Genomic DNA, 23,125 nt, shown 5'->3' with positions numbered 1-23,125 from the left:
CCCGTTCGCGTGCCCGTGTGCTGCCCCCTGCCCTCGCCGAGGCCCCGTGCCGAGCGAGGGAGAGCCCCACGTGACCATCGCGCCAGCCGATCCTGCTTCAGCGGTCGCCGTGACCGACATGAGCGACGCGAACGACGGCCCCGGTGCCGCGCTGCTGCGGACCCTGACCGGGCTGACCGCCGACCTCCCCGCCGCCGACCCCGGCCGGGTCGCCGCCGCCGCGCTGCGCGGCCGGTCCGCCCGTGCGGACGAGGCCGAACTGCGGGAGCTGGCCACCGAGGCGGCGGCCGGGCTCATCTCCGAGGACCCCGTCTACTCCCGGCTCGCCGCCCGGCTGCTGACCCTCGGCCTCCACGCCGAGGCCGCCTCGCAGGGTGTCACGTCGTTCACCTCGTCGATCGCCGCCGGGCACCGCGAGGGCCTCATCGCGGACCGGACCGCCGAGTTCGTCCGGCTGCACCCGGACCGTCTGGACGCGCTGATCGACCCCCGCGCGGACGACCGCTTCGGCTACTTCGGGCTGCGCACCCTGTACAGCCGCTATCTGCTGCGGCATCCGGTCACCCGCAAGGTCCTCGAGGCGCCGCAGCACTTCCTGCTGCGGGTCGCCGCCGGTCTCGCCGAGGACGGCACCCCCCGCTCGGTGGACGAGGTCGCCGCGCTGTACGGCCTGATGAGCCGCCTGGAGTACCTGCCCTCCTCCCCCACCCTGTTCAACTCCGGTACCCGGCACCCCCAGATGTCCTCCTGCTACCTCCTCGACTCCCCCAAGGACGAGCTGGACTCCCTCTACGACCGCTACCACCAGGTGGCCCGCCTCTCCAAGCACGCCGGCGGCATCGGCCTGGCCTACTCCCGCATCCGCTCCCGGGGCTCGCTGATCCGCGGCACCAACGGGCACTCCAACGGCATCGTCCCGTTCCTGAAGACCCTGGACGCCTCCGTCGCCGCCGTGAACCAGGGCGGCCGGCGCAAGGGCGCGGCGGCGGTCTACCTGGAGACCTGGCACTCGGACATCGAGGAGTTCCTGGAGCTGCGTGACAACACCGGTGAGGACGCCCGCCGTACGCACAACCTGAACCTCGCGCACTGGGTGCCGGACGAGTTCATGCGCCGGGTCGACACCGACGCCGTCTGGTCTCTGTTCTCCCCGTCCGACGTCCCGGACCTGGTCGACCTGTGGGGCGAGGAGTTCGACGCGGCCTACCGGGCCGCCGAGGCCGCGGGCCTGGCGCGCAAGACGATCCCCGCCCGGGAACTGTACGGGCGCATGATGCGGACCCTCGCCCAGACCGGCAACGGCTGGATGACGTTCAAGGACGCCGCCAACCGCACCGCCAACCAGACCGCCGAGCCCGGCCACGTCGTCCACTCCTCCAACCTGTGCACGGAGATCCTCGAGGTCACCAGCGACGGGGAGACAGCGGTGTGCAACCTGGGCTCGGTCAACCTCGGCGCGCTCGTCGACCCGGCGGCCGGTGACCTGGACTGGGAGCGGCTGGACGAGACCGTGCGCACGGCCGTCACCTTCCTCGACCGGGTCGTGGACATCAACTTCTACCCGACCGAGCAGGCGGGCCGTTCCAACGCGCGCTGGCGCCCGGTGGGGCTGGGGGTGATGGGCCTCCAGGACGTCTTCTTCGCCCTGCGCCTGCCCTTCGACTCCCCCGGGGCCCGGCGGCTCTCCACCCGGATCGCCGAGCGCGTCATGCTCGCCGCGTACGAGACCTCCGCCGACCTCGCCGCGCGCCCCCGAACGCCCGCGACGGACTCCGAGGCGGACTCCGGGGCGGGCTCCGGAGCAGCGGGGACTCCCGTCGGCCCCCTGCCGGCCTGGGAGCTGACGCGCGCCGCCCGGGGCGTGCTGCACCCCGACCACTACGACACCGAACTCGTCTGGCCCGAGCGCTGGGCGGCGCTGCGCGAACGTATCGCCTCCGTCGGCATGCGCAACTCGCTGCTGCTGGCGATCGCGCCGACCGCCACCATCGCGTCCATCGCCGGCGTGTACGAGTGCATCGAGCCGCAGGTGTCCAACCTGTTCAAGCGCGAGACGCTGTCCGGCGAGTTCCTCCAGGTCAACTCGTATCTGGTGAACGACCTGAAGCGGCTGGGCGTGTGGGACGCGCGGACCCGCGAGGCGCTGCGCGAGGCGGGCGGCTCGGTGCAGGACTTCACCTGGATCCCCGAGGAGGTGCGCGGCCTGTACCGCACCGCGTGGGAGGTACCGCAGCGCGCCCTGATCGACATGGCCGCCGACCGCACCCCGTTCCTGGACCAGTCGCAGTCGCTGAACCTGTTCATGGAGACGCCGACCATCGGCAAGCTCTCCTCGATGTACGCCTACGCCTGGAAGCGGGGCCTGAAGACCACGTACTACCTGCGCTCCCGGCCGGCGACCCGCATCGCCCGCGCGGCCCAGGCGCAGACCGCTGCCGCCACCGGCCCCGTCCCCACCCCTGTCCCCACCCCGCAGTCGGCCGCCGACCCCGAAGCCGTCGCCTGCTCCCTTGAGAACCCCGAGTCCTGCGAGGCCTGCCAGTAATGACCACCGCACCCCGTACCCGGAACCTGCTCGACCCGGGCTTCGAACTCACCCTGCGCCCCATGCGGTACCCCGACTTCTACGAGCGCTACCGGGACGCGATCAAGAACACCTGGACCGTGGAGGAGGTCGACCTCCACTCGGACGTCACCGACCTCGCGAAGATGAGCCCCGCCGAACAGCACCTGATCGGCCGTCTGGTGGCCTTCTTCGCCACCGGCGACTCGATCGTGGCCAACAACCTGGTGCTCACCCTCTACAAGCACATCAACTCCCCGGAGGCGCGGCTGTACCTGTCGCGGCAGCTCTTCGAGGAGGCGGTGCACGTCCAGTTCTATCTGACCCTGCTGGACACCTACCTGCCCGATCCGGAGGACCGGACGGCCGCGTTCGCGGCGGTGGAGAACATCCCGTCCATCCGGGAGAAGGCCGAGTTCTGCTTCAGGTGGATGGACTCGGTGGAGAAGCTCGACCGGCTGGAGACGCGGGCCGACCGCCGCCGCTTCCTCCTCAACCTGATCTGCTTCGCCGCGTGCATCGAGGGCCTGTTCTTCTACGGGGCGTTCGCCTACGTGTACTGGTTCCGCAGCCGGGGCCTGCTGCACGGTCTCGCGACCGGCACCAACTGGGTGTTCCGGGACGAGACGATGCACATGTCCTTCGCCTTCGACGTGGTCGACACCGTCCGTAAGGAGGAGCCGGACCTGTTCGACGACGAGCTTCAGCAGCAGGTGACGGACATGCTGCGCGAGGCGGTCGAGGCGGAGCTGCAGTTCGGGCGCGACCTGTGCGGTGACGGGCTGCCGGGCATGAACACCGAGTCGATGCGGCAGTACCTGGAGTGCGTGGCCGACCAGCGGCTCACCCGGCTGGGCTTCGCCCCGGTGTACGGCTCGGACAACCCGTTCTCGTTCATGGAGCTCCAGGGGGTCCAGGAGCTGACGAACTTCTTCGAGCGGCGTCCGTCCGCGTACCAGGTCGCCGTGGAGGGCACGGTCGACCTGGACGAGGAGTTCTAGACCCAATGCCGGTGACTTTGCAGTCTTCCAGAGCCCGTCAGTGAGGACATCACCGCAGGTCAAAGGCTTGCGCGTGCCGTTAAGTCAGCGGCATTGGCTCTAAACCCGGTCCGGCCCGGGAGGTCTCTTCTCCCCGGGCCGGCCGCCGGGTGCGGCCCCGCCGGTTCCCGTACCTCACGCCGCGCGTGCGGTGCGGTGCGGGGTGGCACTCCGCGCGGGGCAGGGCCCCGGGATCCGCTCCGGCCGGGACGGCCCCGCGGGGGCGTGGCGCCCCTCGGCTGCGGCGTGGCCGGTCCCGGCCCGCTTCAGCTGTCGGTCGATCCTCCGCTCGTGCGCGATGCCGATGGCGGCGGGGAGGACCATCAGGACGAGCAGTCCGAGAACGGTCAGCATTCCGATCAGCGCTTCCACGTGTGTCGTCTCCATGGACACCACTGTCGCGCCGGACACTCCTTACCGAACAGTGGCAGGACTGCCGCGCACCCTCGATTTACTGCCAGCACCGGGGCACACTGGAGCCATGCTCCGCAATGTTGCCGCCGTCCTGCTCGACAGTGTGAACCCCTTCGAACTCGGCGTCGTCTGCGAGGTCTTCGGCATCGACCGCAGCGACGACGGCCTGCCCGTCTACGACTTCGCGGTCGCCTCCGCCGAAGGCCCCTCACTGCGCAGCAACACGGGCTTCTCGATCCAGGTCGAGCACGGCCTGGACCGGCTGGAGGCTGCGGACCTCATCGCCGTGCCCGCCGGGTCGTGCTACGAGACGCGGGACTTCCCTCCCGAGCTGCTGGACGCGCTGCGCCGGGGCGTGGACCGCGGGGCCAGGGTGCTCAGCGTCTGCTCCGGCGTGTTCGTCCTCGCCGCCGCCGGCCTCCTCGACGGCCGGCGCGCCGCCGCCCACTGGCGGCACGCGGACGCGCTGACCAGGAGGTATCCCCACCTGACCGTCGAACCGGATGTGCTCTACGTCGACGAGGACCCGGTGATCACCTCCGCGGGCACCGCCGCCGGGATCGACGCCTGTCTGCATCTGGTGCGCAAGGAGCAGGGCCCCGAGGTCGCCAACCGGATCGCCCGGCGCATGGTGGTACCCCCGCACCGCGACGGGGGCCAGGCCCAGTACATCGAGCGCCCGCTGCCGCCGCCCGGCGGCGACACCGTGTCCGAGGTGCTGGTGTGGATGGAGCGGCACCTCGACGAGGAGGTGACCGTCGAGCAGCTCGCGGCCCGCGCCCACATGTCCCCGCGCACCTTCGCCCGCCGCTTCCAGCAGGAGACCGGCACCACGCCGTACCGCTGGATCCTGCGCCAGCGGGTGCTGCTCGCCCAGCGTCTGCTGGAGGGGACCGACGAGACGGTGGACGCGGTCGCGGGCCGTACGGGATTCGGCAACGCGGCGGCGCTGCGCCACCACTTCGTACGTGCCGTGGGGACGACCCCGCACGCCTACCGGCGCACGTTCAGGGGCCCGGAAGCCGCCTGAACGTGCGCCGCGCGGCCGGTCAGCGGGGCAGCGCCCGCAGCATCAGCCGGCGCGGCCTGAGGGTGATGCCGATCCGGGGCCGGGTGTCGGAACCGGGCGCGTGCTCGAACCGGTAGGCGGAGGCGACCGCCGCGGTGATGAGCGTGAGCTCGGCCATCGAGAAGTGGTCACTGGGGCATTTCCGGTTGCCCATGCTGAACGGGCTCATCGCGTACCTGGGCACATCCTTGGCCCGCTCCGGAAGCCAGCGGTCCGGGTCGAACTCCTCGTTCCGCTCGTACGAACGCCCATCGCGCTGGATGGCGTACGGACTGTAGATGAGGTCCGCCCCCCGGGGAATGCGGTATCCGCCGAGTTCCGTGTCGGCCACCGCCCGGCGCGTCAATATCCATACGGCCGGATACAGCCGCAGGGTCTCGGTGACGACATTCGCGGTGTACGTCAGCTTTCGGACGTCCTCGAATGCGACGGGGCTGTCACCGACGACGGTTTTCACCTCGTCGCGGATCTTGTCGCCGAGTTCCGGGTGCTCGGTGAGAACCAGGAGGAGCGACATGACGGTAGCGCCGATGGTTTCGCTGCCAGGGGTGAGGATGGCGATGACCTGATCGTGGATCTCCTGTTCCCCTATGGACTCTCCATTCTCGTCCTTCGCCTCAAGCAAAGCCGTCAGCAAATCGTCCGGTTTTTGACCGCTTGCCCGTCGGTCGGCGACGATCTCGTCGACCAGGACGTGCAGATCGGCCAGCGCCCGGTTGAATTCGCGGTTGGCCGGAAGCGGCACCTTATAAAGCGGTCCGAGCGGCATCACCATGCGCTGGTACATACCGCTGAACAGCGTGGCGAGGTCGGTGCAGATACGCTCGGTCCGGGCGTCCATGTAGCTGCCGCGCATCAGGCAGCGGGCAGCGATCCGGACGGCCACGCGGAAGGACTCCGCCGTGACGTCCAGTACCTCGCCGGAGCGCCAGCGCTCCACCAGCGCGTACGACTCCTCCGCCATGATCGGCCCGTACGCGGGGATCGCATCGAGCCGGAACGCGGGCTGGATGGTGCGGCGCTGACGCCGGTGCAGCGGGCCGTTGGCGGTGGCGACGCCCTCCTCGCCGAGCAGGTCCTCCAGGGACTCCCACAGCGGCCCGGCGATGATGTAGTCGGGGCTCAGCGCCACCGCCCCGGTGAGGGCGGGGGTGGTGACGGCGTACACCGTCTTCGGTCCGAGCTTGATACGCACGACGTCGCCGTGATCGCGCAGTTGGGCCATGAAGGCCAGCGGATCGCGCACCAGCTTCACGCCGTGGCCGAGGAGGGGGACACCTCCGCCGGCCAAGGGCGGCTCGCGCAGCGCGGTCGCCGCGGACGCTCCGGGTTCCACCGACTCGACGGTCATTTCTCACCTGCCGCTTCGTTGTTGACGTACGGGGGCGTGGACCGGTCGTCCCAGCTGTCGACCATGTACCGGCCGGATTCGTGGTGGAACCAGTAGACGGAACTGAACCAGTTCCGCATGTTTCCGAGGCAGGCCCGCACGGCCGCACCCCGTTCCTTTCCTCCTACCGTGCCGTCGTCGAGACCGTCGGCGAATCGTAAGGCTTCCTGTTCTGCGCCGATGAATTCGGTGATGCATTTTTCGACGCGGTGCCTCACATCGACGACCGCCTCTTCGAGGGTCAGCCCTTCGTGGACGATGAGACTGATTCCGAGATTGTGCACCTCGTTGCCCGCCAATTCCTTCGGGAGCGAGCAGAGGTCGTTGTACCAGGCGGCGAATTCCTGACTCAACAGGGCCGCCTTCCGGTAGGACGGGTTCTTCCTGACGGAGTCCGGAAGTTCACAACCCGCGCTCGGCTCCAGGAGATCGGTCCAGATCCAGTGCGCGAAGGTGAGCCGGCGCAGTTCCAGATACTCCTCGACGGTGGGGACGATTCCCTCCGTGCGATTGCGGAATTCCCGGTCGTACGCCTCGATCACCGTGTGGAAGTGCCGGGCGAACCGGGCGTTCCACGTGTCCGGAAGGAACGAGTACAGCCGCCGCACACTGTCCGCGAACCCGGCCACGAGTGCATCCTTGTGACGCAGGTGGTCCGTGGGACCGTCGAGGGCCGTGTGCAGGTGGCCCTTCAGCCGCCGCCAGGCGTCGGAGCGGCCGTGCACGATGTCGCGGTCGTGCCGGTCGTCCCAGGCGAAGAACCACGCGCTGTAGTCCGCTATCGCCTGGAGGACCTCGTCGGCGGCACCCGTGTAGTAGCCCGCCATGAGGTCCGTGTAGCACAGTCCATCGGCATATTCCTCCACCTTGTCCGCCGGCATGAGCCGCTTTTCGAGCAGCCACGCACGGGTTTCCTCCTGGAGCTTCGGCCAATACGGATGGAGTTGCCGGGGAAACGCCGCCTCGATCACCGGAAGAGACAGCGCCGGTGGAACTGCGATGGTGGTCGGTTTCGATGTGGTGCCGTGTGACAAAGCATGCACGAACAATCCCCTCTCAGCCGCCAGTCGGCGTGCGCCTCTTCCCCTCGTACCGGGCGCGCGCCCGTGCGTATTCCCACCCCTCCATTCAGCACTACAACTGACCCTCCTGGGAACGCGTTTGCCTCTTTCACTACCCCGCGACGCCGAGAACCTCCCCTTGCGTGTCCGGTTTCGCACGGGCGGCCCGTCGAGGAGTCGAACGCCTGACGAAAAGACGAACGGCGCCCGTTCCGGAGGGGTTACCGGAACGGGCGCCGTGCGCGAGGGAGTTCTGCGGACCAGGGGGACCGAAGAACCCCGGTGGTCATGAGGGTGACGCGAGGTCAGTCGTTGGCGACCACGGGGTAGCGCGGCTCGTTCTCGGCCATCTGCCGCAGCGCGTCCTTGCGTTCCCGCTTGGAGAGCCGGTCGATGTACAGGTATCCGTAGAGATGATCCGTCTCGTGCTGCAAACACCGTGCGAAGTAGCCGGTGCCGCGCACCTTGACCGGGTTGCCCAGCTCGTCCTGACCGGTCACCTCGGCGTAGTCGGGGCGGGCCAGCGGCGCGTACGCGGTGGGTACGGACAGGCATCCCTCGTTGGTGTCGTCCAGCCGGCGCTTCTCGGCGGGCAGTTCGACCGGTTTGGGATTGCAGACCACGCCGACGTGGCGCGCGCCGTCGTCGTCCGGGCAGTCGTAGACGAAGACCTTCAGGTCGACGCCGATCTGGTTGGCGGCCAGGCCCACGCCCTCGGCGGTGCGCTGGCTGGCGAACATGTCCGCGACCAGCTGCTGGAAGTCCGGGCCGAAGTCGGTGACGTCCCGGCACTCCTTGTGCAGCACCGGGTTGCCGACCACGGTGATCGGCCGCGAGGTGCCGCGCTCGACCCAGGCGGCCTCGCGCTCCGCGCAGCCCTCCGTGTCGATGACGTACCCCTCCTCGTCGAGGGGGAGCACGCCCGCGTGCTGCTGATCGGTGTCCTGCTGAGCCATGACCGACGTACGCCTTCCTGGAAAACATGGGATGTGGTGCTGCTACAGGGTACGGCGAACGGCCTGCCCGACGGCCTGCCCGCGTCCTGCCCGACGGCCGACCCCGGTCCTGGCCGACGGCCGGCCCGGAAAACGGCCTAGCAGACCTCTTCGAGGTCCCGCCAGTCCCGCGAGTCCGGACTGTCCGCGACCCATCCGTCCAGCAGGCCGCGGACCAGTGAGGGCGGCGCGGCGAGTCCGCACTCGCGCTCGGGCACCCACAACTGCCCGTCGGTGCGGTGGCCGAGCGGCCCGGGATGTCCCGGCTCGCTGTGGTCGTGCGGGTCGAGATGCTCGCCCTCGCCCTCGTCGGACGGCATCCGGGACTCCGAGCACATCCGGCACAGCAACCGCACCGACGACGACCAGTCCTCGGCGGCGAACCCGGCGTCCGCGGCCAGCTGCTCCAGAGCGTCCCGGTCGGCCTCGCTCGCGGCCTCCAGCAGGACCACCCAGGTCGGCACCGGTGAGGGCGCCCACAACTCGATCTCGTCGAAGACCGGGTAGGTGTGCCCGGCCGCCGTGCTCCGCTCACCGTGCGGCACCCCGTCGTGCAGGACGACCTCGCCCCAGCGGCGGCCGGAGGACGGCAGCGGAATGGACAGCACCTCGATCCGGGCGGGGTCGAGCCGCCGTCCCCAGACGACCTCGGCCTCCCCCTCCGGGGACAGCCGTACCGCCGCGCTGCCCAGATCCATGCCGAGCGGCTCGCCGGAGTCGGTGGGGTTCCCGGGCACCTTCAGCCCGTAGGCCTGCCAGGCGCGGCGGGCCAGCGGCCAGTCCTGCAGGGCGGTGGCGGCGATGCCGACGTTCCACCAGTCCGGCGCCCCGGAGTCCCGGTCGAGCAGGGCCACGGCCCTGAGGCCCGCCGCCCGCGCCTGCTCCCAGTCGTGCCGGAACTTGTGCAGCAGCGCGAGGTTGAACCAGGACTCCGACAGCCAGGGCTCCAGATCGGCGGCCCGGGTGAGCAGCGCGCCCGCGTCCTCGTAACGGCCGTCGCCGATGAGTGTGAACGCGCGGTCGGTGGCCTGCCGCCAGGAGGCGGAGGGCCTGTTCCGTCCCTTGCCGAAGATCCTCACTATTCCCGCCTGCCAGTTCTGTGCGGTGGGCGGCCTAGCCCCCGGACACCGTCTCCTTCGCATCCAACCACGTACGGCTGGAAGGTCGCTCATTACCCATGGGTTACCCCGGACCCGCCCGGGTCAGACCGTCCCGTTCGCGGCTCTCGCCGCGCTCGGGCGCCGGTCCTCGCGCCCCTCCTCCCGGCGTCCCCCCGAGGCGTCCTCATCTCCTGTTCCCCAGGTCGTCCTCATCCTCACATTCCGGCCCCCGCTCTGCCCCGGCGGCCTCCCACTGCCTCACGACCCGCCATCTGCCTCGTCGTACCCGTCTCCGTGCGCCCTTGCCCCGGCTGCCCTGGACAGCACCCGGGCCAGGGATTCGACGACCTGGGGCGCGTACTCGCCGGCAGTGCCGAGGCGCAGTTCCTCCAGTGCCGTCAGGGGCCCGCCGGGGCCTCCTGCCCGGGACTTCTCGTCGTACGCGTTCACCACCCGGACGATCCGCGCGGCCAGCGGCTGCTCCTGGTGGGGTTCGGCCTGCCGTTCCACGATCCCGGCCACCTTCGGGTCCACCCCGGTCCGGCGGACCACGGCGCCACCGAGCAGGGCGATCCGCCGCTGTTCCGGGGCCGGCAGGGCGGCGGTGGCGCCCGCCGGCACCGGGTCGACAAGGCTGAGCTGGCCGATGTCGTGCATCAGTGCCGCGTACTCCAGCACCATCAGGTCCGGCTCGCTCAGCCCCAGGTCCCGGCCCACCGACCGGCTGAGGTCGGCGACCCTGCGGGCGTGCCCGGCCGGGGTGCAGCCGGCGATCTCGGTGGCCCGCGCGAGGGAGGCGATGGTCTGCCGGTAGGTGGCCCGGACGGCCGCGTACCGCCGGTAGGACAACTGCGCGAGCAGCAAGGGCACGGAGAGCAGGGGCAGCGCCCACAGCCCCACGACCGCGACGCCGAGCGCCATCACCGCGCCCGTCGCGACGACCGCGGCCCCGATGCCGGGCAGCGCCCGCAGTTCGTCGCGCAGTACCGGGGGGAAGGGCCAGCCGGTGCGGGAATGGGCCAGCACGGCGGCGAGCACGGCGTCGCACAGCGCGGACAGCGACAGCAGGGCGAGCAGCAGCAGCGCGTGGGCGTGGCCGCCCCAGTCGTCGAACGTCCCCCGGCCGTACAGCGGCTGGAAGCACACGGCGACGAACCCGACGGTGAGGGTCCGGCGGGCCAGCCGGTCGCGGGTGGGGCCGCGCCCACGCCCGATGTGCGGCACGCTGCCGAGCAGCGAGGCGGCGAGGACCACGGCGACGACCTGGGCCGCGCCGTGGTGGCTGGGCCGCCCGCCGGCCTCGCCGAGCAGCGCGTACGCCAGTGACCCGGCGGCGGCGAGCGGCGCGGCCTGCCGGATCCGCGGTCCGTCGCGGGGCTGTGTTCCGGCGGCCGGCGGCGCTCCTGCGCCGGGCTGCCGTCCGTCGCGGGGCCGCGGTCCGTGGTGCCGGGTGAGTTCACCGAGGGCGACGAGGACGCCGAAGGCGAGGGCGGCACCGCGTTCCGCGATGCCGTGCCACAGGGTGGCGGCGAGACAGCCGGCGGCGAGCGCGACGGCGCAGGCGTGCACGAGGGCGTGCGGCCGGAGGGTCATCGGCGTACCCCGGGCGGATCGGCGACCGGAGCGGCCCGGTGGGCAAGCGGCTCGTCGACGGGCTCCGCGACCGGTGGGGCGGGAGGCGGGCCGGGAGGGATGGGAGGGCCGGGAGGCTGACGGACGTCCTCGGCCGTCACCACGGGATGCCAGCCGGCCCGGCCGATCGCCCGTACCAGCGCTTCCACCATCCGCGGGTCGAAGTGGTCGCCCGCACACCGCTGGAGCTCGTCCAGTGCCACGGGCACCGGCCGGGCCCTGCTGTAGGACCGGTTGGAGGTCATCGCGTCGAAGGCGTCGGCGACCGCCACCACCCGCGCGGACTCCGGAATCTGACCGCCCGCCAGCCCGTAGGGGTAGCCGCTGCCGTCCAGCCGTTCGTGATGGTGCAGCACCGCCGCGCGGGCCTCGCCCAGGAAGGAGATCCCGCGCACCATCTCGTGCCCGTACTCGGGGTGCAACTCGATCACCCGCCGCTCCTCGGGGGTCAGCGGCCCGTCCTTGGTGAGCAGCCGGGTGGGCACCCCGAGCTTGCCGACGTCGTGCAGAATGCCCGCGAAGCGCAGCACCTCGGTCCGCTCGTCGTCCATGCCGAGCTCACACGCGATCATCGTGGAGGCCTGACCGACCCGCTCGCTGTGCCCGCGCGTGTACCCGTCCTTGATGTCGACGGCCTGCACGAGCGCGCGGATCGTCGCCTGATGGGCGGCCCGCTCCCGGTGGTACTGGGCGAACGCCCACCACGAGACGCACATCGGCAGCAGCACGAGGAGCGCGGCCACCGGCCCGTAGGGGCTGCGCCACAGCAGGGCCATCATCAGTCCGGCGAGTCCGTGCACGGTGACCGGTGCGAGCGACCGCAGGAACAGCCGCCACCAGGTCGTCTGCCGGATCTTCCGCCGGGTTGCCCGCGGGGTCCTCCGCCAGACCGTCCACCGGGGCCCCGGACCTGCCGTCCGGTTCCCGTCCCCCCGCCGGAACGGCACGCCGCCCGCCAGCGCCAGGATGCCGCGGTCCAGCAGCGTGAGCACCAGGCAGAACACCAGCACCGAGGCCCCGGCCGCGCCCAGGGCCGCCGCGACGTCGCCGTCCGCGACCGCTCCCCGGCCGCCGGCCGCGAGGTGCGTCCGGCTCGCGGCCCACACGGCGAGGGTCAGTTGTCCGGCCCGCCAGATCCGCCGCGCGAGGAACGGCCGCTGCTCCACGGGGGCGAGCAGCGCGCCGGGCAGCGCGACCAGCGCGGCGGCGGACGGCGGCAGCAGGAAGGCCGCGGCGAGCAGTACGGGGTGGAAGGTGCCGCCCGGGTTCGGGGCACCGAGGCGCCGGGACCGGGCCAGGCGTTCGCAGCCGACGTACAGCACGGCGAGCGAGGCGACGGCCCCCCAGGGGGCATCCGGACCGGCCGCGGCCGACAGCGGCCATATCCGTGGCAGCGGCGCCGACGGCAGGGGCACCGCCGGCAGCAGACAGAGCAGGCCCGCCACGGCGACACCGGTCACGTAGATGCGGGCCCGTACCGGTAACGCCTCCATGAGCCCCTCCCCCGACCGTGCGGACCGCGCTCGGCCTGCCGCCTGTCAGGGTCTGGAGCCTAGGGGAACGAACGGCGCCTCCACGGGCCCACGATCCGTGGATTAGCACGTACGAGTGACGGCGCTCCCCTTTCGGGGGGGGTGCCTTCCGGGGCAACTGTTCGCAGGATGCTCGAACAGCGGGACTCAGAGGCTCAGAGGCTCAGGACTCCTGCGGCGCCGGAGCGGTCTGAGGCTGTGCGGCCCGAGGCTGTGCGGTCCGAGGCTGTGCGGTCCGAGGCTGTGCGTCCGTCTCGGAGACAGCGACGTCCTGGTCGGGAACGGCCTGCCCCGAGCGGATCACGTCGATCCGGCCCATGACCTTCGCGCGCAGGTCGCTCGGCACGTCGTCCTGCCCGCAGCACCGCTTGACCAGCTTCTTCACCGCCTGCTCAAGCCCGTACTTCTCGAGGCAGGGCGAGCATTCCGCGAAGTGGTGCTCGAACTTCGCGCAGTCGGAATCCGGCATCTCACGGTCGAGGAACTCGTAGAGATGATCGAGGATTTCGCTGCAATCCGTCTCGTGCGGCTCTCCGCAGCTCATGACCTCGAGCCTTTCGCTTCGTTCGACTCTCCGGCACCCGCCGGAACCAGTCCGCGCTCGCGCGCGTAGTCCTCGAGCATGCCGCGCAGCTGACGACGGCCACGGTGCAGCCGGGACATCACGGTACCGATGGGTGTGCCCATGATGTCGGCGATCTCCTTGTAGGCAAAGCCCTCGACATCCGCGAGGTACACGGCGATGCGGAACTCCTCGGGAATCGCCTGGAGCGCTTCCTTGACGTCCGAGTCGGGAAGGTGGTCCAGTGCCTGCGACTCCGCGGAACGCAGACCGGTCGACATGTGCGACGCGGCACGCGCGATCTGCCAGTCCTCGATCTCCTCGGCCCCGCTGCGCTGCGGTTCCCGCTGCTTCTTGCGGTACGAGTTGATGAACGTGTTGGTGAGAATCCGGTACAGCCACGCCTTGAGGTTGGTGCCCTCACGGAACTGGTGGAAGGACGCGTACGCCTTGGCGTACGTCTCCTGGACCAGGTCCTCCGCGTCCGCCGGGTTGCGCGTCATGCGCAGGGCGGCCGAGTACATCTGGTCGAGGAACTCGAGCGCGTCCCGCTCGAAGCGCGCGCTGCGCTCGGCGGCCGATTCCGCCCGCTTGTCGCCCTGGCCCTCGGGCTGCTCCGCCTGGCCGTGATCGGTCCCTGCGTCGGTACCGGGAACCGGACCCACCTCCTCCGTTGTCGTGAGACCGGGAACGGCCTCACTCGAATCGGAGGATAGACGACGATCCGGTCCGTCCGCCGCCCGAAGAGGGGCGGTCCTGGCCGCGTGCAGCACCGTCCAGTCCAGGTCGGTGCGGCCCTTGCGGCTGGGGCAGAAGGTCGAACCCATGCGGCGGACTTCCTCTCCTACGACTACGACGGCTGTGCCGGAGACCGGCGGACACGTCGGCGTCAACAGCGGAGGGCATCCGAACATTCCCGAAGCTTTACCCGGGCGGGCCGGGCAGCCGCCGCCGGGGGAGAGAGGCGACCCACTACTGCGGGAGGGAGCCGACCCACCGCACGACGGCGTCCGTGACGACCGTCAGAGCCTCCTCCTGCGTGATGTCCGCCCGCTTGGGAACGGCGAGGCCGTGATCGCCGTGCGCCACCTCCACCAGTTCGTACGCCCACCCGTCTCCCGCCACCGCCCTTGCACCGATGCTCCCCCGGAGCCGAACGCCTGGGGGCATCCCGATCGCGCGGCCCCTCCTGTACCCGGGGAACTCGCCGGGCCTGCCGAAGGGGTCGTTGCCACCCTGTACGACGAGGGTGGGCACCCCGGCCCCGAGCAGCTCGTCGGCGCGGGACTTCTCGGGCCTGCCCGGCGGGTGCAGGGGGAAGCCGAGGGCCAGCACGGCATGAGCACCCAGTTCACCGGCGGTCCGGCAGGCGACACGGGCTCCCGCGCTGCGCCCGCCGGAGATCACCGGCAGGCCCGGCTGGGTCAGCGCGGGCCAGAGGCCGCGCCAGCCGGTGTCCAGGGTCTTCGGCGCGGGGGCCACCTTCTTGCCGGCCACCCTCCAGGGTTGCTCCACCAGCGCCACGGTCACACCGTGCGCGGGCAGCACGGTGGCCAGGGCCTTCAGGTCCCGCGCCTCGATGCCGCCACCGGCACCGTGACCCAGCGCGAGGACGAGGCGCGCGGCGGTCCGGGCGGGGTGCCAGGTGATGCGGGCGGGGCCGGCGTCCGTCTCCACGGTCTCGGCCGCCACGGTCTCGGCCGACGGTTCCGCCGTGTCGGCGGCAGCGGGGGTGTCCTTCACGCTCTTCGCGCTCTTCGTGTTCCTCACATGCGTCACGTCAGAAGAGTGTGCTCTCTTCCGGTGCTTCCAGTTCCTTCAGCAGGTCCGGACCGTTGTTGCGGACGTTGCTGACCGCCGTGGAGACCGGGAAGGCACGCATCAGCCCGGGGGGCGGCGGTGCGAGCAGTCCGCGCAGCTCCTCGGTGTCCGTGCGGGCGGGGTCGAGCCAGGCGTCCCAGCGGTCCGGTGTGAGCATCAGAGGCATCCGCGGGTGGATGTCGGCCAAAGTCGTCGGGCCGTCCGCCGGCGCCGCCCCGAGCGGCGTGGTCTCCGCCTCGGTGGTGATGACGGAGCACGTCGCCCACCAGGCCCGCGGATGGTCGTCCGGCAGGGTCCGGTCCCGCCAGAACTCGTACAGACCCGCCATCGCGAACACCGAGCCGTCGGCCGGTGTCACGAAGTACGGCTGCTTGCGGGGACGCTTCCGCTTGCCCTCGACCTCGAGGTCCCGCTCCTGCGTGCCGGTGACCCACTCGTAGTAGCCGTCGGCGGGCAGGACGCAGCGCCGGGTGGCGAAGGCGCGACGGAAGGACGGCTTCTCGTGGACGGTCTCCGCGCGGGCATTGATCATCCGGGCTCCGCCCTCGGGGGTCTTGGCCCAGGACGGCACGAGGCCCCACTTCAGCTTCCGCAGCTGCCGGACCGGCCGCGGGTCGTCCGTGTCCCTCAGGGCACGGTCGAGTACGGCGAAGACCTCTTTGGTGGGCGCCACGTTGTAATCGGGCTCCAGGACCTCTTCCGGCTCCAACCGCTCCGCCCCGAAGACTTCCGCGAGCTCCTCGGGCCTGCGACTCGCTGCATAACGTCCGCACATACGTGCAACACTGCCAGGCCCAACCGTCTCCCGGCCACCGCCCCTGTCAACGAGGCGCTTCGCGCCGCCCCCTCGGTTCGCGACCACGAGGAGCCCCCGCCGACCATGGACAGCACCGCATCCGCCTCGCTCGCCTCCCTCTGGGACGAGGTCACGGGCACCCAGCCCGACCCCGACCTGTGGGTGGTGATCGCCACCCTGGCCGCCGCGCTCGTCGTCGTGACGCCGCACGGGCTGTGGAGACTCTCGCGCAACGCCATCACCATCGCCCACGAGGGCGGCCACGGGATCGTGGCGTTGCTCACCGGCCGCACCCTCACGGGGATACGCCTGCACTCGGACACCAGCGGCCTGACCGTCAGCCGGGGCAAGCCGACCGGTATCGGCATGATCCTCACCGCCGCGGCCGGCTACACCGCTCCCCCGCTGCTGGGCCTCGGCGGGGCGGCGCTGCTGGGCGCCGGGCGCATCACGCTGCTGCTGTGGCTGGCCACGGTGCTGCTCGTGGCGATGCTGGTGATGATCCGCAATGCGTACGGGGCGCTGACGGTGCTGCTCACCGGCGGCACGTTCGTCCTCGTGTCCTGGCTGGCCGGCCCGCAGGTCCAAGCGGCGTTCGCGTACGCCGTGGTGTGGTTCCTGCTGCTCGGCGGGGTGCGCCCGGCGTTCGAGCTCCAGGCCAAGCGGGCGCGCGGGGGCGCGGGCGACTCGGACGCGGACCAGTTGTCCCGGCTGACGCACGTACCGGCGGGGCTGTGGTTCTTCCTGTTCCACGCGGTGTCGCTGTGCTCGCTGCTCGGCGGAGGACGCTGGCTGCTGGGGCTGTGACGCCGCGGGGGTGACCCGGGGACGGTGGTTGTTGACACCTCAACAGGGATGCACGCGCGCGGGACTCCACCCGTACTCCGCCGAGGACACCCGGTGGAGTGGCTCGGCCAGGAGGGCGACGGCCGGCTGTCCGGTCCGCCGGGCGGTCCCGGGCACGCCCGGCGGACCGGGCCGCCACTAAAGTGGTGCACATGACCGCTAATTCCGCGCCCGTCCCCCTCTGGCCCGCCCCGCACGCGAGCGGAGCCGTCGACGCGACGGTCCATGTGCCGGGGTCGAAGTCGGTCACCAACCGCGCCCTCGTGCTCGCCGCGCTCGCCTCCGAGCCCGGCTGGCTGCGCCGCCCGCTCCGCTCGCGCGACACACTGCTGATGGCCGGCGCGCTGCGGGCCATGGGGATCGAGATCGAGGAGGGCGTGGGCCCCGACGGCACCGGTGAGGCGTGGCGGGTACTGCCCACCGGCCTGCGCGGACCGGCCACCGTCGATGTCGGCAACGCCGGCACGGTGATGCGGTTCCTCCCCCCGGTCGCCGCCCTGGCCGACGGTCCCATCCGTTTCGACGGCGACCCGCGGTCGTACGAGCGTCCGCTGAACGGCGTCATCGACGCGCTGCGTCACCTCGGTGCCCGGATCGACGACGACGGCCGGGGCGCACTGCCGCTGACCGTGCACGGCGGCGGTGCCCTGGAGGGCGGCACCGTGTCGGTGGACGCCTCCTCGTCGTCGCAGTTCGTCAGCGCGCTGCTGCTGTCCGCGCCGCGTTTCAACCAGGGCGTCGAGGTCCGGCACACCGGCGCGACGCTCCCCTCCCTGCCGCACATCCGGATGACCGTCGACATGCTCCGCGCGGTGGGCGCCCAGGTGGACAGCCCGGAGTCGGGCGGCGAGCCCAACGTCTGGCGGGTCACCCCGGGTGCCCTGCTCGGACGGGACCTCACCATCGAGCCCGATCTGTCCAACGCCCAGCCCTTCCTGGCGGCGGCGCTGGTGACCGGCGGCCGGGTCGTCGTCCCGGACTGGCCGGCCCGTACCACCCAGCCCGGCGACCGGCTGCGGGAGATCTTCACCGAGATGGGTGGCTCCTGCGAGCTGACCGAGCAGGGGCTGGTGTTCACCGGTTCGGGGTCGGTCCACGGCATCGACGTGGACCTCGGTGAGGTCGGTGAGCTGACGCCGGGCATCGCGGCCGTCGCGGCGCTCGCGGACTCTCCGTCCACGCTGCGCAATGTGGCCCATCTCCGGCTGCACGAGACGGACCGCCTGGCCGCGCTCACCAAGGAGATCAACGAACTCGGCGGCGACGTCACCGAGACCGCCGACGGCCTGCACATCCGCCCGCGCCGGCTGCACGGCGGCGTCTTCCACACCTACGAGGACCACCGCATGGCCACCGCGGGCACGGTCATCGGCCTCGCGGTGGAGGGCGTGCGGATCGAGAACGTGGCGACCACGGCGAAGACACTCCCGGACTTCCCCGAACTGTGGGCCGGGATGCTCGGGGCCTAGGACCAAGACGATGCGCCGCTACGGCAAGCACACCGACGAGGACGACATCCGCTCCCGCCCGAACCGCAAGGGCAACCGGCCGCGCACCCACATCCGGCCCAAGCACGAGGACGCCGCCGAGGGCATGGTCCTCACCGTCGACCGGGGCAGGCTGACCTGCCTCGTCGAGGACCGCACGGTGTTCGCCATGAAGGCCCGTGAGCTGGGACGCAAGGCGGCGGTGGTCGGCGACCGGGTGGCGATCGTGGGAGACCTGTCCGGCCAGAAGGACACCCTCGCGCGGATCGTCCGCATCGAGAAGCGGACGTCGGTGCTGCGCCGTACCGCGGACGACGACGACCCCTACGAGCGGGTCGTCGTCGCCAACGCCGGCCAGTTGGCCGTCGTCACCGCCCTCGCCGACCCCGAGCCCCGCCCCCGTCTGATCGACCGCTGCCTGGTCGCGGCGTACGACGGCGGACTGACCCCGCTGCTCGTCCTGACGAAGTCGGACCTCGCGCCGCCGGACAAGCTGTTGGAGCTGTACGGCGACCTGGGTATCCCGTACGTCGTCACCAGCCGTGCGGAACTGGAGAACGGCACGGCGGCCGACCGGGTGCGGAAGCAGCTGGCGGGCCGGGTCACGGCGTTCGTGGGGCACTCCGGGGTCGGCAAGACGACGCTGGTGAACGCGCTGGTGCCCGAGGAGCGGCGGCGGTCGACCGGGCATGTCAACGCGGTGACGGGGCGGGGGCGTCATACGACGACGTCCGCGCTGGCGCTGCCGCTGGCGGGCGCCGAGGGGTGGGTGGTCGACACGCCCGGTCTGCGGTCGTTCGGCCTCGCCCATGTCGATCCGTCGCGGGTCATCCGCGCCTTCCCCGACCTCGAGCCGGGTACGGAGGGCTGCCCCCGCGCGTGCAGCCACGACGAACCGGACTGCGCGCTGGACGCGTGGGCCGCCGAGGGACACGCGGACCCGGCGCGGCTGTACTCGCTGCGGCGGCTGCTGTCGACCCGGGAGCGCACGGAAGGCGACTGACCCGGAGCGGCCGGGAGCGACCGGGCCCCTCGGGCCGCGACGCGGGATCGTCGGCCCTCGCGTGTTTGTCATGGCCCGCGGGCGGTAAGTGCATAATCGCACCGAGCCGGATCCGAAGCCGTCGAACCCGGCGAAACGGCCACTGCGCGTAAAAGCGGTCACTGTGCGTGGGGACAACGGGAGGACGACACATGGCGTGGCTGCTGGTCGTGGTGGCCGGGTTGCTCGAGACCGGTTTCGCCGTGTGCCTGAAGCTGTCCCACGGCTTCACGCGGCTCTGGCCGACGGTCGCCTTCTGCGTGTTCGCGCTCGGCAGCTTCGGCCTGCTCACTCTGGCCCTGAAGAAGCTGGACGTCGGGCCCGCGTACGCCGTGTGGACGGGGATCGGGGCCGCGGGCACGGCGATCTACGGGATGGTGTTCCTGGGGGACCTGGTGTCGACGCTGAAGATCGTCTCGATCACCTTCGTGATCGTCGGCGTGATCGGGCTGCAGCTGTCGGGGTCGGCGCAGTGAGCGCGGGACGCAGGTGAGCGCTGCCCGCCGGTAAGCGCTGGTGAGCGCTGGTGAGCGCTGGTGAGCGCTGGACGCTACGGCACCGGCTGATGGTGCAAAGCAGCGCGGACCAGGTCGGCGACACCGCCCTCGGCCGGTGGCGCGGCGACGCAGGACAGGGCGAGGCGCACCACCAGTTCACAGGCTCGGGTCAGCTCCGCGGTGTCGGCCGCCCCTGGCACACCGGGGCCGGTCAGGACGGCCACCGCGCGGTCGCGGACGAGGGTGACGAGGTCGCCGGGTGAGGGCAGCGGGCCGTCGGCGCGGCGCTGGGCGGGGACGGCGGAGCCGGACCGGACCGGTGACAGGGCCGGGGAGGGCAGGCGCTCGCTCCAGCAGCCTGTGAGCATGGCCCGGACGAGGGCGTTGCGGCGGGCCGCGGCGGCTGTCCACTCGGCCGTCGCCGCGAGCCGGTCGCGGGGGTCGCCGTGGACCGTGAGGGCGTGGTCGACACCGGTGAGGTAGCCGTCGATCTCCCTGCGGACCAGGGCCCTGGCGAGTCCCTCCTTGCTGCCGAACTCGTTGTAGAGCGTCTGCCGGGACACTCCGGCCGCCGCGGCCACGTCCACCATCCGTACCGCGGACCACGGGCGGTACACGAGGGCCGTGTAAGCGGCGTCCAGCAGAGATTCCCGCGCTGCAGGCATCAACGCCTCCCTCGGGGCGGGCGAGCGGCTCTGCGCTTCAGATTTGACGCGCCGTCGGGCGCTGTCAAGGGTTCGCGTGGGGTGCGGAGTTCCGGTGCCCGCGCGGTGTGCGGGCTTCCCGCCCGCGCACGGGCCAAAAGCCCCCTGTGGCCCTGGCCCCACCTCGACAGATACGGTTCGTTGCATGCCCGACTACCTTGATGACCTGCGTCTCGCCCACGTTCTCGCGGACGCCGCCGACGCCGCGACGATGGACCGGTTCAAGGCCCTCGACCTCAAGGTGGAGACCAAACCCGACATGACGCCGGTGACCGAGGCGGACAAGGGCGCGGAGGACGTCGTCCGAGGCCACCTGAGGCGCGCCCGCCCGAGGGACGCGGTCCTCGGCGAGGAGTACGGGGTGGAGGGCACCGGACCGCGGCGCTGGGTGATCGACCCGATCGACGGCACCAAGAACTACGTGCGCGGCGTCCCTGTCTGGGCCACGCTGATCTCCCTGATGGAGGCCGGCGAGGGGGGCTTCCAGCCCGTCGTCGGCCTCGTCTCGGCTCCGGCGCTGGGCCGCCGCTGGTGGGCGGCGAAGGGCCACGGCGCCTACAGCGGCCGCAGCCTGACCTCGGCCTCCCGGCTCCAGGTCTCCCGGGTCTCCAAGCTCGCCGACGCCTCGTTCGCGTACTCCTCGCTCAGCGGCTGGGAGGGGCAGGGGCGCCTGGACGGCTTCCTGGATCTCACGCGTGAGGTGTGGCGTACGCGCGCGTACGGCGACTTCTGGCCGTACATGATGGTCGCCGAGGGGTCGGTCGACATGTGCGCCGAGCCGGAGCTGTCCCTCTGGGACATGGCAGCCCCCTCGATCGTCGTCACCGAGGCCGGCGGCAGTTTCACCGGACTCGACGGTCACCCCGGACCGCACAGCGGCAACGCGGCCGCCTCGAACGGCCTACTGCACGACGAGCTGCTGGGCTACCTCAACCAGCGTTACTAGCGTTGTCGGGGGCACCGACGACAGCACTGCCGGGGTCCCGGGACGTACGAGGGCGTGCGCGAGGCTCGCACGCGCCCTCGATCCGCCGCACACGCCCTCTTGTTGACCCGGGCTTCGCCTGCGACTCTGAAGACACACCCACTTGTGAACTTGTGAAACCGTGAACCAGTGGACCGCTCCGGCGTCCGACGGCACGGTTTCCGGTAGGAGGTGGCTCCATCCCATGCTCGTCCGCGACGCCATGAGCACGGTGGTCCTCACCATCGGCCCCGCCCACACCCTCCGCCAGGCCGCCGCCCTGATGTCCGCCCGCCACGTCGGAGCGGCCGTGGTCCTCGACCCCGACGGCACCGGCATCGGCATTCTGACCGAACGGGACGTCCTCAACTCCCTGGGCCTGGGACAGGACCCGGACTCCGAGCGCGCCCACGCCCACACCACCACCGATGTCGTCTTCGCCACACCCTCCTGGACGCTTGAGGACGCCGCCCAGGCCATGACCCACGGCGGCTTCCGTCATCTGATCGTCCTGGAGCGGGGCGAGCCCGTGGGCATCGTCTCGGTGCGTGACATCATCCGCTGCTGGGTTCCCGTACGGCGACAGGCCGCCCAGCACACACCGGCGTGACCGCCGCACCATGACCTGCTCGGCACACGAAACGGGCCGGACTCCCGTGGGGGAGTCCGGCCCGTCGCCACGACAAGCGGTCCAGCGCTGGAATCAGCCGCGAAGGGCCTGGACCGCGACCTCCAGCCGCTTGCCGAAGTCCTCGTCCGCCTGACGGAAGTCGCCGATCGCGCGCTCGGCGACACCGCCGCGCGTGACCCCGGAGATGACTCCCACCAGGTTATGGACAACGTCTAACTCAAGCAAGACTCCAAAATCGCACTCGTTCGAACCTGTCTTCCCCTAGCTGTTAGGCTGGTGTTCATGAGCGACCTTCTGGAACGACTGCGCGGACGTGGCTGGCGGATGACCGCGCAGCGTCGTGTGGTGGCCGAGGTCCTCGACGGCGATCACGTCCACCTGACGGCCGACGAGGTGCATGCCCGAGCCGTCACCAAGCTGCCCGAGATCTCCCGTGCGACCGTCTACAACACGCTGGGTGAGCTGGTCACGATCGGCGAGGTGCTGGAAGTCTCCACGGACAAGCGGGCCAAGCGCTACGACCCGAACGCCCACCGGCCGCATCACCACCTGGTGTGCGGGCAGTGCGGCGCCATCCGTGACGTACATCCGGTCGGCAACCCACTGGCCGACCTCCCCGACACGGAGCGCTTCGGTTTCACGATCTCGGGCGTCGAGATGACGTACCGCGGCGTCTGCCCGAACTGCGCGACGGCGTAACGACGGCGGATCCGGCAGCACCCTCACCCTTTCGCGCATCACGCGACGGAGCCCCCACACCATGGTGTGGGGGCTCCGTCGCGTGATGCGCGCATGCGCGGAAACTATAGATGCGCGCACGCGCCGAGGGCCGGAACCCTTTCGGATTCCGGCCCTCGGCCTTCAGTAGCGGGGACAGGATTTGAACCTGCGACCTCTGGGTTATGAGCCCAGCGAGCTACCGAGCTGCTCCACCCCGCGGCGATGAATGCAACATTACGTCAAGGATGCGGACGGAGGC

Annotated in this window: 23 protein-coding genes and 1 tRNA gene; 10 read left to right on the top strand and 14 right to left on the bottom strand. The window is 71.3% G+C overall.

Annotation, left to right across the window (positions count from 1 at the left end; translation table 11 throughout):
- Nucleotides 1-70: 70 nt before the first annotated feature.
- Both V4Y04_RS25015 and V4Y04_RS25010 read left to right on the top strand, forming a co-directional pair.
- Nucleotides 71-2,545, top strand: coding sequence for a ribonucleoside-diphosphate reductase subunit alpha (locus tag V4Y04_RS25015; protein ID WP_332430560.1), 2,475 nt, complete (start codon nucleotides 71-73; stop codon nucleotides 2,543-2,545).
- Nucleotides 2,545-3,564, top strand: coding sequence for a ribonucleotide-diphosphate reductase subunit beta (locus tag V4Y04_RS25010; protein ID WP_332430559.1), 1,020 nt, complete (start codon nucleotides 2,545-2,547; stop codon nucleotides 3,562-3,564). Before V4Y04_RS25015 ends, V4Y04_RS25010 begins: the two co-directional genes overlap by 1 nt.
- Before the next feature lie 174 nt (nucleotides 3,565-3,738).
- Here the strand turns inward: V4Y04_RS25010 and V4Y04_RS25005 are convergent, their stop codons facing one another.
- Nucleotides 3,739-3,990, bottom strand: coding sequence for a hypothetical protein (locus tag V4Y04_RS25005; protein WP_332430558.1), 252 nt, complete (start codon nucleotides 3,988-3,990; stop codon nucleotides 3,739-3,741).
- 94 nt (nucleotides 3,991-4,084) lie between these two features.
- Between V4Y04_RS25005 and V4Y04_RS25000 the strand changes: the two genes are divergently transcribed.
- Nucleotides 4,085-5,047, top strand: coding sequence for a helix-turn-helix domain-containing protein (locus V4Y04_RS25000; protein ID WP_332430557.1), 963 nt, complete (start codon nucleotides 4,085-4,087; stop codon nucleotides 5,045-5,047).
- Nucleotides 5,048-5,066: 19 nt separating this feature from the next.
- Here the strand turns inward: V4Y04_RS25000 and V4Y04_RS24995 are convergent, their stop codons facing one another.
- The 10 genes from V4Y04_RS24995 to V4Y04_RS24950 all read right to left on the bottom strand — a co-directional run bounded on the left by V4Y04_RS24995 (nucleotide 5,067) and on the right by V4Y04_RS24950 (nucleotide 15,954).
- On the bottom strand, nucleotides 5,067-6,437 hold the full coding sequence (locus V4Y04_RS24995) for a bifunctional albaflavenone monooxygenase/terpene synthase (RefSeq protein ID WP_332430556.1): 1,371 nt from the start codon (nucleotides 6,435-6,437) through the stop codon (nucleotides 5,067-5,069).
- Nucleotides 6,434-7,519, bottom strand: a complete 1,086-nt coding sequence (gene cyc1, locus V4Y04_RS24990) for an epi-isozizaene synthase (protein ID WP_332430555.1) — start codon at nucleotides 7,517-7,519, stop codon at nucleotides 6,434-6,436. The genes V4Y04_RS24995 and cyc1 overlap by 4 nt, the downstream gene beginning before the upstream one ends.
- Nucleotides 7,520-7,842: 323 nt before the next feature.
- Nucleotides 7,843-8,493, bottom strand: a complete 651-nt coding sequence (gene def, locus V4Y04_RS24985) for a peptide deformylase (RefSeq protein WP_332430554.1) — start codon at nucleotides 8,491-8,493, stop codon at nucleotides 7,843-7,845.
- Nucleotides 8,494-8,630: 137 nt separating this feature from the next.
- Nucleotides 8,631-9,611 (bottom strand): tetratricopeptide repeat protein, encoded by a 981-nt coding sequence (locus tag V4Y04_RS24980; RefSeq protein WP_332430553.1) that lies wholly within the window; start codon nucleotides 9,609-9,611, stop codon nucleotides 8,631-8,633.
- Between the two features lie 279 nt (nucleotides 9,612-9,890).
- Entirely contained in the window at nucleotides 9,891-11,225 is a 1,335-nt protein-coding gene (locus V4Y04_RS24975; protein ID WP_332430552.1) for an HD-GYP domain-containing protein, read from the bottom strand.
- Nucleotides 11,222-12,757: an HD-GYP domain-containing protein gene (locus tag V4Y04_RS24970; protein WP_332430551.1), complete on the bottom strand. Its 1,536-nt coding sequence runs from the start codon at nucleotides 12,755-12,757 to the stop codon at nucleotides 11,222-11,224. The genes V4Y04_RS24975 and V4Y04_RS24970 overlap by 4 nt, the downstream gene beginning before the upstream one ends.
- Before the next feature lie 202 nt (nucleotides 12,758-12,959).
- Nucleotides 12,960-13,340: a mycothiol system anti-sigma-R factor gene (gene rsrA / locus V4Y04_RS24965; protein ID WP_332430550.1), complete on the bottom strand. Its 381-nt coding sequence runs from the start codon at nucleotides 13,338-13,340 to the stop codon at nucleotides 12,960-12,962.
- Nucleotides 13,337-14,023 (bottom strand): RNA polymerase sigma factor SigR, encoded by a 687-nt coding sequence (sigR, locus tag V4Y04_RS24960; protein ID WP_332432991.1) that lies wholly within the window; start codon nucleotides 14,021-14,023, stop codon nucleotides 13,337-13,339. Before sigR ends, rsrA begins: the two co-directional genes overlap by 4 nt.
- Before the next feature lie 307 nt (nucleotides 14,024-14,330).
- Complete coding sequence (locus V4Y04_RS24955) at nucleotides 14,331-15,101, bottom strand: alpha/beta hydrolase family protein (protein ID WP_443080202.1); 771 nt, start codon at nucleotides 15,099-15,101, stop codon at nucleotides 14,331-14,333.
- Nucleotides 15,102-15,138: 37 nt separating this feature from the next.
- Nucleotides 15,139-15,954 (bottom strand): SOS response-associated peptidase, encoded by an 816-nt coding sequence (locus tag V4Y04_RS24950; protein ID WP_332430549.1) that lies wholly within the window; start codon nucleotides 15,952-15,954, stop codon nucleotides 15,139-15,141.
- A gap of 105 nt (nucleotides 15,955-16,059) precedes the next feature.
- On the opposite strand from V4Y04_RS24950, the gene V4Y04_RS24945 reads away from it, so the two are divergent.
- The 4 genes from V4Y04_RS24945 to V4Y04_RS24930 all read left to right on the top strand — a co-directional run bounded on the left by V4Y04_RS24945 (nucleotide 16,060) and on the right by V4Y04_RS24930 (nucleotide 19,826).
- Complete coding sequence (locus tag V4Y04_RS24945) at nucleotides 16,060-16,782, top strand: M50 family metallopeptidase (RefSeq protein WP_332430547.1); 723 nt, start codon at nucleotides 16,060-16,062, stop codon at nucleotides 16,780-16,782.
- A 191-nt stretch (nucleotides 16,783-16,973) separates the two neighbouring features.
- On the top strand, nucleotides 16,974-18,290 hold the full coding sequence (gene aroA, locus V4Y04_RS24940; protein ID WP_332430546.1) for a 3-phosphoshikimate 1-carboxyvinyltransferase: 1,317 nt from the start codon (nucleotides 16,974-16,976) through the stop codon (nucleotides 18,288-18,290).
- A gap of 10 nt (nucleotides 18,291-18,300) precedes the next feature.
- Entirely contained in the window at nucleotides 18,301-19,311 is a 1,011-nt protein-coding gene (rsgA, locus tag V4Y04_RS24935) for a ribosome small subunit-dependent GTPase A (protein ID WP_332430545.1), read from the top strand.
- Nucleotides 19,312-19,502: 191 nt separating this feature from the next.
- Nucleotides 19,503-19,826 carry a DMT family transporter gene (locus V4Y04_RS24930; RefSeq protein WP_332430544.1) on the top strand — a complete coding sequence of 108 codons (324 nt, stop codon included), beginning with the start codon at nucleotides 19,503-19,505 and terminating at the stop codon, nucleotides 19,824-19,826.
- A 74-nt stretch (nucleotides 19,827-19,900) separates the two neighbouring features.
- Here the strand turns inward: V4Y04_RS24930 and V4Y04_RS24925 are convergent, their stop codons facing one another.
- Nucleotides 19,901-20,512 (bottom strand): TetR/AcrR family transcriptional regulator, encoded by a 612-nt coding sequence (locus tag V4Y04_RS24925; protein WP_332430542.1) that lies wholly within the window; start codon nucleotides 20,510-20,512, stop codon nucleotides 19,901-19,903.
- A gap of 184 nt (nucleotides 20,513-20,696) precedes the next feature.
- On the opposite strand from V4Y04_RS24925, the gene hisN reads away from it, so the two are divergent.
- Both hisN and V4Y04_RS24915 read left to right on the top strand, forming a co-directional pair.
- Nucleotides 20,697-21,497, top strand: coding sequence for a histidinol-phosphatase (gene hisN, locus V4Y04_RS24920; protein ID WP_332430541.1), 801 nt, complete (start codon nucleotides 20,697-20,699; stop codon nucleotides 21,495-21,497).
- Between the two features lie 223 nt (nucleotides 21,498-21,720).
- Nucleotides 21,721-22,125 carry a CBS domain-containing protein gene (locus V4Y04_RS24915; protein WP_332430540.1) on the top strand — a complete coding sequence of 135 codons (405 nt, stop codon included), beginning with the start codon at nucleotides 21,721-21,723 and terminating at the stop codon, nucleotides 22,123-22,125.
- A gap of 93 nt (nucleotides 22,126-22,218) precedes the next feature.
- Here V4Y04_RS24915 and V4Y04_RS24910 read toward each other — a convergent pair whose 3' ends face one another.
- A complete protein-coding gene (locus V4Y04_RS24910; protein WP_332433159.1) occupies nucleotides 22,219-22,341 on the bottom strand; it encodes a hypothetical protein in 123 nt (40 codons plus the stop codon).
- Between the two features lie 87 nt (nucleotides 22,342-22,428).
- Between V4Y04_RS24910 and V4Y04_RS24905 the strand changes: the two genes are divergently transcribed.
- Nucleotides 22,429-22,845, top strand: coding sequence for a Fur family transcriptional regulator (locus V4Y04_RS24905; protein ID WP_332430539.1), 417 nt, complete (start codon nucleotides 22,429-22,431; stop codon nucleotides 22,843-22,845).
- 166 nt (nucleotides 22,846-23,011) lie between these two features.
- Here V4Y04_RS24905 and V4Y04_RS24900 read toward each other — a convergent pair.
- Nucleotides 23,012-23,085, bottom strand: a tRNA-Met gene (locus V4Y04_RS24900).
- Nucleotides 23,086-23,125 lie beyond the last annotated feature (40 nt).

The organism is Streptomyces sp. P9-A2 (assembly GCF_036634175.1).
Taxonomy (GTDB): domain Bacteria; phylum Actinomycetota; class Actinomycetes; order Streptomycetales; family Streptomycetaceae; genus Streptomyces; species Streptomyces pratens.
The sequence above is the reverse complement of the archived record's forward strand: the minus strand, read 5'-3'. Positions and strand labels throughout refer to the sequence as shown.